This is a genomic window from Lacrimispora sp. YZC11, from assembly GCF_057543815.1.
The window spans coordinates 405,259-417,509 of the sequence record NZ_BAAJYQ010000005.1 but is presented as its reverse complement, the minus strand read 5'-3'; the positions used below and the strand labels follow the sequence as shown (position 1 = coordinate 417,509).

General features: G+C 39.7%; 10 protein-coding genes and 1 pseudogene. 8 read left to right on the top strand and 3 right to left on the bottom strand.

What is annotated here, in order from left to right:
* Positions 1 to 2: 2 nt before the first annotated feature.
* The 6 genes from ulaA (at position 3) to treR (ending at position 6,676) form a co-directional block, all read left to right on the top strand.
* Entirely contained in the window at positions 3 to 1,283 is a 1,281-nt protein-coding gene (gene ulaA / locus AC27IJ_RS05020) for a PTS ascorbate transporter subunit IIC (RefSeq protein WP_487147767.1), read from the top strand.
* The gene (locus tag AC27IJ_RS05015; RefSeq protein ID WP_487147765.1) at positions 1,283 to 1,981 is read left to right on the top strand and encodes a tryptophan synthase subunit alpha; all 699 of its coding nucleotides are present in this window, start codon (positions 1,283 to 1,285) and stop codon (positions 1,979 to 1,981) included. The genes ulaA and AC27IJ_RS05015 overlap by 1 nt, the downstream gene beginning before the upstream one ends.
* Before the next feature lie 385 nt (positions 1,982 to 2,366).
* The gene (locus AC27IJ_RS05010; RefSeq protein ID WP_312441739.1) at positions 2,367 to 2,930 is read left to right on the top strand and encodes a TetR/AcrR family transcriptional regulator; all 564 of its coding nucleotides are present in this window, start codon (positions 2,367 to 2,369) and stop codon (positions 2,928 to 2,930) included.
* Positions 2,931 to 3,044: 114 nt separating this feature from the next.
* The gene (lon, locus tag AC27IJ_RS05005; protein ID WP_487147762.1) at positions 3,045 to 5,462 is read left to right on the top strand and encodes an endopeptidase La; all 2,418 of its coding nucleotides are present in this window, start codon (positions 3,045 to 3,047) and stop codon (positions 5,460 to 5,462) included.
* Positions 5,463 to 5,666, top strand: coding sequence for a DUF1858 domain-containing protein (locus AC27IJ_RS05000; RefSeq protein ID WP_331655636.1), 204 nt, complete (start codon positions 5,463 to 5,465; stop codon positions 5,664 to 5,666).
* A gap of 287 nt (positions 5,667 to 5,953) precedes the next feature.
* Positions 5,954 to 6,676: a trehalose operon repressor gene (gene treR, locus AC27IJ_RS04995; protein ID WP_312502037.1), complete on the top strand. Its 723-nt coding sequence runs from the start codon at positions 5,954 to 5,956 to the stop codon at positions 6,674 to 6,676.
* A gap of 66 nt (positions 6,677 to 6,742) precedes the next feature.
* Here the strand turns inward: treR and treB are convergent, their stop codons facing one another.
* A complete protein-coding gene (gene treB / locus AC27IJ_RS04990; RefSeq protein WP_312441742.1) occupies positions 6,743 to 8,161 on the bottom strand; it encodes a PTS trehalose transporter subunit IIBC in 1,419 nt (472 codons plus the stop codon).
* 290 nt (positions 8,162 to 8,451) lie between these two features.
* On the opposite strand from treB, the gene AC27IJ_RS04985 reads away from it, so the two are divergent.
* Positions 8,452 to 9,831 (top strand): sulfatase family protein, encoded by a 1,380-nt coding sequence (locus AC27IJ_RS04985; protein WP_487147759.1) that lies wholly within the window; start codon positions 8,452 to 8,454, stop codon positions 9,829 to 9,831.
* A complete protein-coding gene (gene treC / locus AC27IJ_RS04980; protein WP_487147757.1) occupies positions 9,828 to 11,489 on the top strand; it encodes an alpha,alpha-phosphotrehalase in 1,662 nt (553 codons plus the stop codon). Before AC27IJ_RS04985 ends, treC begins: the two co-directional genes overlap by 4 nt.
* Positions 11,490 to 11,604: 115 nt before the next feature.
* Here treC and AC27IJ_RS04975 read toward each other — a convergent pair.
* Positions 11,605 to 11,799, bottom strand: a pseudogene (locus AC27IJ_RS04975) (transposase); the annotation flags it as partial.
* A gap of 63 nt (positions 11,800 to 11,862) precedes the next feature.
* Positions 11,863 to 12,246, bottom strand: coding sequence for a DUF6483 family protein (locus tag AC27IJ_RS04970; protein ID WP_312441745.1), 384 nt, complete (start codon positions 12,244 to 12,246; stop codon positions 11,863 to 11,865).
* Between the last annotated feature and the right edge of the window lie 5 nt (positions 12,247 to 12,251).

Genomic DNA, 12,251 nt, shown 5'->3' with positions numbered 1-12,251 from the left:
AAATGGGAGTAGTAATGTATTTGATTAATAATGTTTTCAGCCAGGCTGTTTTCATTATAGGAATTGTTGTAATCGCCGGTATGGTTGCCCAGAAGAAAACCTGGGATCAGATCCTTCCCAGCGTAATTAAGACGATGATCGGCTTTACCATGATCAACGTAGGAGGGCAGACCCTCGGTATGTCTCTGCTGCCTTTGCAGGGAATGATTTCCAAGATATTTAATATGCCGCCTGTGTCAGTGGATATTGGAGCGGCTCAAGCCGAAAGCCTTACCGGGATCGGTACTGAAATGGCATTGATCTTTGCACTTGGCTTTCTGGTGAACCTTTTGCTTGCAAGATTTACGCGCTTTAAATATGTGCATTTGTCAGCCCATGTATCCTTCTTTTATGCCGGATTGATTGCGGCGCTGTTAAAATTCGGAACCAATTTGTCTTTTGTACCGCTTGTAATAACCGGTTCCATATTGTTAGGCCTGTATATGACCTTTTCCTGCGCCTATGTGGCGGTATTTATGAAGGAAGTAAAGGGAGGAGAGGGCTTCACCCTTGCCCATTCCAGTTCCATCGGAATTCTGATTTCTTCCCTGCTTGCCAAAACCTTTGGGAACAAGGAAAATGATCTTGAAAACTTAAATGTTCCAAAGAAGCTTAATTTCTTACGGGAGATGACGATTTCCTTAACCATTGTTATGACGGTTCTCTTTTTGATCATAAGCCTGATTTCCGGCCCGGCCTGGATGCGTGAAAACATTACCGGCGGACAGGATATCGTTGTATTCAGCTTTTTACGGGGCTTGTCCTTCGGTATGTGGATTACAGTTATTATAACAGGTGTAAGAATGATGCTTTCCGAGATCATCTCTGCATTCCACGGCTTTGCCAATAAGATCATACCTAATTCCGTACCAGGGCTTGATATCCCTCTGCTTTTCCCCAATTATCCTAACTCCGTGATATTGGGCTTCCTGACCAGCTTGATTGCCGGTCTGATCGGTATGATGATTCTTGGATTTATCAATTATCCGATTGTGGTATTCCCGGCTCTGATCCCCACCTTTTTCACCGGTGCGGTAACTGCCATCTTCGGAAATGCCCATGGCGGACGCAGAGGTGCGATCATAGGCTCCTTTGTAAATGGTTTGATCCTTATTTTCGGACAGGCTCTGCTTCTTCCCATGATTGGAAGTTATGCGCCGATCATGCGTATTTTAAGCGAGACAGATTATTCCTTCTACGGTCCGATCTTAGGCTGGGTGCTTAAGCTGTTTGGAGGCATCTAATGAAAAATTTAGTGTTTTATCTTACTTTGCATTATCCGGACAGGGACACTTTTTTCCAGATTTTAGAGTTATTGGATAATGAAAAGGCCGGTTTTGTTGAAATCGGCATACCGGTTTCAGATCCTTTTGTAGACGGAGCTGTGATACGGCAGACTCATAAAGAAGCGTTGGAGCAAAAGATAAGCTCAGACGATGTGATACACACGCTGGAAGAAATCCGCAGGCGTTTCACGTTTAAAGTCGTGTTAATGACTTATAAGGAAGGTGTGGAATACTTTCACCTTTCTGATGTACCGAAAGACTTATATGACGGTTTTCTATGTGTGGATGGAGAATTTCCAACCGGATCTTTCCCGAATCAGATCACTGTGCTGGGCCGGTCCCTTAGTGATGAGAGCATAGCAAAGGCTCTTGAGTATAATGACCTGTTTGCCTATATCGTTTCCGGGGAAGGGAAAACCGGATCGTTTGATAAGCTTCCTACGGAATACGTTGAAGTTGTAAAAAAAGTAAAATCTGTTTCAAAGACACCGGCCTATGTAGGCTTTGGTATAAAATCCGCTGAGGACGTGAATGAAGTCATAAAAAATGGTGCCGATGGTGCTATCATAGGTACGGAGTTCATAAAACGTTACCAGGTTGGAGGTATGGATGCTTTGAATGCTTATCTGGAAGAGTTGAAGAAAGCCGATGCATAGGCTGTTTTCCCAATCTGCTTAAAATGACAAGGGGAGTGTTATGATAGAAGCAGAAAAGATGAGAGAGCACATCCTTATATGACCCATTCCGGTACAGTATGTGATTTTCAGTGTAAATAAAGAGATAAGGCGGCAGTTTTCCTGATTATGGATCAGGAGAACTGCTGCTTTTTTAATCTCACTGGATTTATGATTGAGAATTCCGGGATGTCATGCCAAACGGCTCACCTGTTTATTAGTCTGATTCAAAGGAAGTACTATTATAAATTCATGTACCGGTTCAGTCAGAAGAATTTCAGAAAAAAATACAGATCAGTCTTAAAAATAAAAAAACAGTTGACAATAAGTGAATGATCATTTATTATAGAAATATAGAGGTGATGGCATGAGAAAAAAAGACGACGAAAAAGTGAGAAGCATAAAAGAAGCAGTAATAAAGCTGATCCTGCAGGAGGGCTTCCATGGCACTTCTGTCTCTAAAATCGCTAAGATGGCAGGGGTTTCGCCGGCAACGGTATATATCTACTTTGAGAATAAAGAGGATATGCTGCACGATATTTACCTGGAATACTCGGAAGAAATATATGATTATTTATTGGACAGCGTAAAACGGGAAATGGAAGGACGGCAGCAGATCGAGGTGCTCATCCGAAGCTACTATAATTATATATTGGAGAACAAGGAAATTTTCAGCTTTGTGGAGCAATTTTCCAATTGTCCCTCCTTGGCCAACAACTGTTCCGGGAAAAAGGGCATTTGTAATATTTACAGCCTGATGTCGGATATGAAAAGGAGTAATCTCATAAGGAATTACAAAGAGGATAATCTGCTGGCCATCATATTTCAGCCTGTGAAAGCAATTGCTGTTGATAACCGCAGAGACGAGGCACAGAAAGAGGATTTGCTGCAGGAAATGATTCAAATTATACAGAATGCAATATTGCTGTAGGTTTTTACAAGCGGGATTATTTTGTGAATTCATTTTACAAAAAAGTCTCGCAAAAAAATAAATCCATATTAAATGAACATTCACTTTAGGAATACGCACAGAAAGGATAAAACTATGACAAATCATGATAATAATAACATAGGAATCGTTTTTCCAATTTCCAACAAAGTTTTATTGCCGGACGTCGTAACTACGGTTCGTTTGGAAGCCCTTGACGAAACACATATGATGTATCTGGAAAACGAAGAAACTGTAAAGATAGCTTTGCCGCTGAAACAGAATTTTGGTAAAGAACCAAAGAAAGAGGAGGATTTTTACCACACAGGATTGATCTTTGAGGTCACAGGGCTGGACCAGACAGATAAGGGGATCCTGCTTTCCGTAAAGCTTAGGAACCGGGTCAAAGCAAAAGAGCTGCACATAGAAAACGGCATCATTCACGCCCAATATGAGCTTAGTCAGGATCATGAGGATCTGGACGAAAAGAGCCGGGAAGAAATGCTTGGCTACATCAAAAACGTTACCAGTGAGATAAGCTCCAAATTTTCAGGAGGAGAACAGTACCAGAGGATTGTCAATGAGTTTAAGGATCTGAATTCCATTATTGTGTATCTGTCTCAATTTCTTCAGATACCTAACGATGAAAAGCATGAGCTGCTGGAAATGTCCTTAAAAGAAAGAAGCCTTCGTTTCCTGGATTACATGCTGAAACAAAAGGAAATGATCGAACTGCAGATGGAGATTTCCGAGAAGTTTTCAGAGAAGGCAAACCGGTATTACAGGGAGTCCGTACTTAGAGAACAGTTAAAGGCCATTCAGGAAGAACTGAATGAAGGCAAAAAGGACGAAGGAAAAAAGGAGCCGGATTATTTAAATAAGATCGAAGAGGCAGGTATGCCGCCTGAGATCAAAGAGGCGGCTCTTGATGAACTGGAGAAGCTGGATGATCAAGGTCCTAATAAGCTGGATTATAACGTGATACGCAATTATCTGGACCTTTTGGTTCAGCTTCCATGGAAAAAGGAAGAGACAAAGGACATTGATCTTGACGAGGCAAGACGGATTCTTGATGAACAGCATTATGGTCTGCAAAAAGTAAAAGACAGGATCATTCAGCATCTGGCAGTCATGCAGCTGAACAAAGATAAAAAAGGTTCCATCCTCCTCCTTGTGGGGCCGCCGGGAACCGGAAAAACAAGCCTTGGAAAAAGCATTGCAGAGGCCCTTGGAAGAAAATACATCCGTTTAAGTCTGGGCGGTATCCGGGATGAATCGGAAATCAGAGGTCATCGTAGGACTTATGTCGGAGCCATGCCCGGAAGAATTATCCAAAGCATCCGTAAGGCAGGGAAAACCAATCCTGTCATGGTGTTGGATGAAGTAGATAAGATTATGTCCGGAGGCTTCAGCGGAGATCCTGCCAGCGCGCTTTTGGAGGTCCTTGATCCGGAGCAGAACAACACCTTTACTGATCATTACATGGATCTTCCTTATGACCTGTCCGATGTTTTCTTTGTGGCAACGGCCAATTCCTTAGAAAGCATTCCGGGCCCGCTGCTGGACCGTATGGAGATCATCCAGATAACCAGCTATACTATGGATGAAAAATTCCATATCGGCAAAAATCATCTGATCCCGGAGGTTCTTAAAGAACATGGCCTAAAGCCGGAGCAGCTGGTGATCGAAGATGAGGTATTGCAGAAGATTGTAAACGATTATACGCTGGAAGCCGGAGTGAGAGGGCTGAAAAAGCAGCTTTCCAGCCTGGCCAGAATTACAACGGAAAAAATCGTATCAAAAAAAGCAAAGCTGCCTATTAACATAAAGGCAGAGGATTTGGAAGAATTCCTTGGCAGACAGGTTTCCCGACATGACAAGGCACAGCTGGACAATCCTCCGGGAGTGGTTACAGGCCTTGCATGGACTCCAGTGGGAGGAGAAATACTCTTTATCGAGGCAACCGATATGCCGGGAAGCGGAGCGGTCCTTTTGACCGGAAAGCTGGGAGATGTGATGAAGGAATCTGCTAAGATTTCCTTAAGCCTGTTAAAATCCAGACTTCCTTTAAATGCCTTTAATTTTAAAGAAAGAGACCTTCATATCCACGTTCCGTCAGGGGCGGTCCCAAAGGATGGCCCATCAGCCGGAATCGCATTATTTACCGCTTTGGCTTCTCTTGTTACCGGCAATAAGGTAGACTCCAGGCTTGCCATGACCGGAGAAATCACCCTGCGGGGAGCGGTGCTGCCCATTGGAGGATTAAAGGAAAAGCTCCTGGGGGCACAAAGGGCCGGGATCAACAGGGTTTTGATTCCAAAAGACAATGTAAGTGATTTAAAAGATGTACCGGAAGAAGTGAAGAACCAGATTACGATCATACCGGTGGAAACGGTAGAGGATGTACTTAAAGAGTCTTTGGGGATTTTCCTTCCAAGAGTTGAACATGTATATTTTCAAAAGGCGGGGAACGGATTGTTTTCCGAAGGTTTAAATACACCATATAAAAATATTGAAAGAAAAGAGGTAATTTAAATGAATATGACAGTGTCAAAGGATACTTTAATCGGAGAGGTCTTAGAAGCGGACCAAACTACTGCTCACTTCTTTTTTGAAATGGGAATGCATTGCCTGGGCTGTCCTGCATCTGCCGCTGAAACCGTAGAAGAGGCCTGCATGGTCCACGGCGTTCCGGTACAGGAGCTGATCGATAAGTTAAATGACCATATGTCAAAGTAATGATTTTATCAATTTAAAAGGAAGGCGTCTTCAGATGAAGATGCCTTCCTTTTGGTGCGCCCAGCATGGGCAAAAGCGTTCTTACCTGAGGAGGTCTCATAGGTAGGTGTTTATTAACCTAAAGTTAAAAGAATATGGAAGTATGTCTGTACGGCATATACTCTGACAGAGCATGATTAAAAACTTTTTATTCGACTTATATAGGCAAAAACTCGAAAATAGTATTGAACAGTCAAGTATATCTTTGCTATAATAAGAGCAACATATAAAAAGTGAGAGTGATTTCTTTGAATAAATATTATGATATATACTTGGACTTAGTAAAGGATATAAAAGAAAAGAAATATTTGCCGGGAGATTTTTTACCTGTTGAGATGAAGTTGGTTGAAAAATATCATGTTTCCAGAGAAACGGTCAGAAAGGCTCAGGCCCTTTTGATGGAGAATGGCCTTATTCAAAAAAAACAGGGCCGTGGGGCCATAGTTCTTGATATTAATAAACTTAAATTTGCCGGCTCTGGTCTGGTTAGTTTTAATGAAATGCAAAAAGAGCAGCATTTAAAAAGTGAAACAGCCATTTTAAAAAACAAAAGAGAAAGAATTTCAGGAGAATTAGCTAAAAAGCTCGATTTAAGTAAAAGAATAGAAGTGCTTTCCCTTGAGAGATTGCGAAAAATAAATGGAGAAGCCATTATCTTAGATAAGGATTACTTAATAGCTGATATTATTCCGGAGATTCCAACATTGGCGGCGCAGCTTTCCATCTACAATTATATTGAACATGATCTGGGACTGAATATTGGATATGCGAACAAAGAAATTACCATTGAACCTGTGACAGAAGAAGATAAAATACTGCTGGATATTCATAATGACACGCATGTGGCGGTTATTAGAAGTGAAGTTTATTTAGAAGATACGAGGTTTTTTCAATACCATGAAGCAAGGCAGCGTGCGGATACATTTCGGTTTGTTGATTTCGCAAGAAGAAAAAATTTAATAGATTTTTAAACGAGATGAGGCTATGAAAAAGCAATTAATATTTTCATAGCCTCATTCCATATGTTAAGTATAAAATTAATCCTCTTGTAATTGCTTTTCAAAAATTTTCATTTTTGAGAATACAAGAGTGAGAACAACCGTGATCGCAATGGAAGTTCCCATTGCCAGGAAATATACACCCCAATATTCCGTAAAAATAGAAAGGAAGGCAGGTAATCCGGAAATTCCAATTGATCCGGCTTTAACACCGGCAAATGAAACAATTCCTCCTGCAACTCCGGCACCAATCATTGATGCAACAAATGGGAAACGGTATCGTAAATTCACCCCGAAAATAGCAGGTTCTGTAATTCCCAGCCATGCTGAAATAGCGGCTGATACTGCAACACCTTTCATTTTTTTGTTTTTACAGATGAAGAATATTGCCAAAGCTGCGGCACCTTGTCCAAGGCTTGCCATTACCTGGATTGGCCAAAGTGTTGCATAACCAAGAGCCCCAATCATTTGTAAATTAACTCCTAAGAATAAGTGATGCATTCCGGTAACAACAAGGGGAGATACGATAGCTCCGAATATAATTCCGGCTATTACAGGAGAAATATCAAATAAACCGACAACTCCGTTTGTAATCAAGTTTGCGAACCACATTGTTACAGGTCCAATAATTGTAAAAGTAAAGAATCCGGTGATTAATAATGTCAGTGGAGCAACAAAAATCAGCTGAACCATATCCGGAATTCTCTTGGATAAAAATTGCTCAGTTTTCGCTAAAAGGAATGATGAGAATAAAATAGGAATTACTTGCCCTTGATATCCGATTTTTGCAATATTCAGTCCTAAGATATTCCAATATTGAACTTCCTCAGGTGTTTTAGCATATTGTGCACCTGGCATCAATGCAGGGTTTATTAAGATAAGTCCAAGTACAATACCTAAAACCGGATTCCCGCCAAACTTTTTAACAGCTGACCAGCCCACTAATGCAGGTAAAAATGAAAATGATGTACTTGCAATAACATTTATCATATTTGAAATGCCAGCCCAGCCAGGATGAACTTCTAAAACGGGCTGTTTATAAAAAATTCCCGGATTGGCAAGAAGATTGTTCAATCCCATTAATATACCGGCAGCAACAATAGCTGGTAAAATCGGGATGAAAATATCAGCAAGGACCTTTACACCTCTTTGAACAGGGTGTAATTTTTTATTACTCTCCTGTTTTACTTCTTCCTTACTGGCTTCCTTTAACCCTGTTTCCTTGATAAGTGAAGCAAATGCTTTGTTAACCAATCCTGGGCCGACAATGACTTGAAATTGTCCATTGGCAGAGAAGCTGCCTTTTACAATTTCTATTTTTTCCAATTCTTTTGTATCAACCGCCTTTTCATCTTTTAAAATAAATCTTAACCGGGTGACACAGTGTGTTGCGGATGTTATATTGGGAAGTCCGCCGACAGCATTAATAATTTGTTTGACCTGCTCGTTTAAATCCATAGAAACTACCTCCTCCTTAATCGTATGCCCTTTTAAATTTGACTAGACAAATTATAAACATAATTTAACATGATTGAATCATACATGTCAAGATATACTTTAAAAAAACACTGATTTATCTGTTTTTATATTGATTAAATTTTTGCTTTTCATAAAAGTATTGCATTTTTTATAAATAGTGAATATAATTGCTATGTAGGATTTGTCTAGTCAAATTTCAACTAATTGCCTTTGAAAATAAAAATGTTTTAGTTTTAGACAAGAAAAGAATGATAGTGGAGGAGATTACAATGAGACCAAATATTCTGTTTATGATTTCTCATGATAGCGGGAGGAAATTTAGCAGTTACGGATATAAAGTAGATACTCCTGCGATTCAGCAAATGTCAGAAGAGGGTATTCAATTTAATCAATACTTCTGCACAGCGCCGCAGTGCAGTCCCAGCAGGGCCAGCATTCTCACAGGTCTGTATCCCCATAATAACGGAATGATGGGGCTGGCTCACTTAGGTTTCTGCATTGATGGAAGTCATACAACCTTACCTAATGAATTACAGAAGAACGGATATGAAACAACATTGATTGGATTAAGCCATGAAACAATCAACGTAGCTCCGCCTATTGAAGAACGGGTTTTTTCTTCAACTTATGACTTGGGGTATGATAACTTTATTCCTGTTCCAGGTGACAGAGCTCCGAGAGTTGCAGAAGAAGTGATTACGTTCTTAGAAAAGCATAAGGGCAATCAGGAACAGCCATTTTATCTAAATGTCGGTTTTTTTGAAACTCATAGGAGCTTTAACGAGTATGCACCATATGCAGACAAACGGGTAGAAGTTAAAGTGTTTGACTTTCTGCCGGATACGTATAATGTAAGAAAAGATATTACGCTATTTAACGGTTCTGCTAAGGTTTTAGATGCTGCAATTGGAAAGATCAATCATACATTGTCAGAAACAGGATTAGATAAAAACACAATTGTTATTCTTACAACAGATCATGGAGTGGATTTTCCGGGAGCAAAAGGAACTCTAAAGAATGCAGGATTGGAAACCGCATTAATCGTTGTTTTGCCTGATGGTGAACAAAAGAACACTCAAAAAGAAGCATTGCTGTGTAACGTTGATCTGATGCCAACGATTTTAGATTTAATTGGAGCAGAAATTCCGGAAAATCTCGATGGAAAAAGCTTTGCTCATTTATTGAAATCAAAAGAGGATACCGGAAGAGAATCGTTTTATTCAGAGCTGACCTGGCATGACAGGTACCACCCAATGAGAGGAATAAGAACCAGGGAATTCAGTTATGTGAAAAACTTCGCAGATGGTCCGAAAGTGTACTTGCCCATAGATTCTCATTTAAGTTTATCCGGTGTTGATACCAGAGATAAATATTATGTTCCAAATGAAGAAGAAGAATTGTACGATTTACAAAAAGACCCTTTAGAGAAAAATAATGTAATCAATCATCCGGATTATCAGCATATTGCTGCTGAATTTAGAAAGAAAGTAGAGAACTGGATGGTTCAGACGAAGGATCCTCTTTTAAAAGGCCCGGTCGCCGGTACCGGTTCAAAAAGATGGGAGAAAGAGATAGAAGAGGGCCGGGCATACCCTGGAAGAAAGAAGTATTACGAACTGCATCCGGAAGCGGAAGGAGTTCAATCATGAAAGATTTCAAAAAAAGTGTCGTGTATCAAATCTATCCAAAATCATTTAAGGATTCAAACGGGGATGGATTTGGAGATTTAAAGGGTGTAACCGAAAAGTTAGATTACTTGCAGGAGCTAGGTGTGGATTACATTTGGCTGACTCCATTCTATGTATCACCCCAAAATGACAACGGCTATGATGTTGCGGATTATCGGAATATCGATCCTGTTTTCGGGACGATGGAAGATTTTGAAGAAATGGTAGCTGCCGCCAGGGAAAGAAATATCGATATTATGCTTGATATGGTATTTAATCATACATCTTCTGAACATGGGTGGTTTAAAAAAGCAATTGCAGGAGAAACGAAATACCGGGATTACTATATTTTTAAAAAGAGTGAAGTCGGTAAGGAACCAACCAACTGGGTATCTAAGTTTGGTGGTTCAGTTTGGGAGCCTGTTGAAGGAAAAGATGAATGTTACCTTCACCTGTTTGACAAGACTCAGCCAGACTTAAACTGGGAGAATCAAGAAGTAAGAAAAGAAATTTTTGAAGTTGTAAACTTCTGGATTAATAAAGGCATTAAAGGATTCCGCCTGGATGTCATTAACCTTATTTCCAAGCCTGATGATTGGAAGGACGATCATATGAGAGATGGAAGGCGTTTCTACACAGACGGTCCAAGGATTCATGAATATTTAAAGGAATTGAACAGAGAAACATTTGGAAAATGTGATGATATTATTACAGTGGGAGAAATGTCATCTACAACCATAGACCATTGTATTCGCTACTCCAATCCAGAGGAAAAAGAATTATCAATGGTGTTTAATTTCCACCATTTAAAAATTGATTATAAGGATGGAGAAAAATGGTCGTTAAAGGATTTTGACTTTGAGGAGTTAAAAAACATCTTTGATTTATGGCAAAAAGGAATGGCAGAAGGCAATGGATGGAATGCAGTGTTTTGGTGCAACCACGATCAGCCCCGTATTGTTTCACGAATTGGGAATGACAAGGAATACCACAAGCAATCTGCAAAAATGCTTGCCACGGCCATTCATATGCTCAGAGGAACCCCGTATATTTATCAAGGCGAGGAGATTGGAATGACAAATCCTTACTTTGATTCCATTGAACAATATAAAGATGTGGAAAGCTTAAATTATTATGACATTTTATGTGCTCAAGGAGTACCAAAAGAAGAAGTATTAAGGATTTTAAGCGTAAAATCCAGAGATAACTCTCGTACACCGATGCAATGGAATGATAAGGAAAATGGTGGTTTTACAACAGGAAATCCATGGCTGTCCGTTGGAGAAAGCTATCGGTCAATCAACGCTGAAACTGCTCTCCGTGACGAGGATTCTGTGTTTTATCACTATAAGAAGCTTATTAAGCTTCGCAAACAGTATGATATTATTGCTTATGGAAACTATGAAACGTTATCAATCGAGCATCCAAAAGTATATGCATACATGCGGAGCTTTGAGGAGCAGAAATTAATTGTTATAAATAACTTTTACGGAGAAAATACCGAATTTCTCTTACCGCAAGAAATAAATATAGATAGATATAATTCTAAAGCCTTAATATCCAACTATGAAGATTCTCCTGAAATTACCCGTTCAATTTCCCTGCGTCCTTATGAATCAATTTGTTATCTGCTTGATTGATTTCACTCCAATGGACTGTGTGAATTTGACTGCCAAACTTGAGAACGCATTGCTGGGTAACTAATACGTGCGCTTTAAAGGCCTTCCAATGGCAATTATGTGACTGGAAGGCCTTTTAACTGTATCCTAAATATCTTTTAATAGTACCAAAGGGGTGTTCCACAATGCATCTTCGCTGTTTGTAAATATCATTATGCTCCAAAGTCTCTTCTTTGACTTTTTCCAATATCGCCTCATGTTCCCAACGCTGAATATTTCGTCCAGTTTTTGATGTAGTACACAAATTGTTTTCAGAACATTCAGAGCAATCCTGAGGTCGGTAGCTGAATTAATCAGCGACCTCCTACTTATTAAATGGCTGTAGGATAATCTGTTAACCTCTGCCCAGAAGGGCTTCTGCCATGCTATCATAGCCATAAATTGATGATACGTATCTTAATCCGTCGGTAATTTCATTTTTGGAAAAATCATGCTCTTCAAGAAAACTGTAATCGACCTGATTTAAATGATAATAAAACATGAGCGCCATTTTATAATGCTCCATATCTTCGGAATCCAGCTCATCCAATAATTTGTTTTCTGCCTCATTGATTTTTCCGGCTTGGATGAGAGTTAAAAGTTCCTGATATTTAGATACTGTCTCTTGATCTTTAAAATTCAGTTCTTCATTTTCCCCTAATTCAATATGAAAAATCAACTTCAGCAAAGTTGTTACCATTTCATGAATCATGCGCATGATAAAATCTTCTTCTAACATAAAAT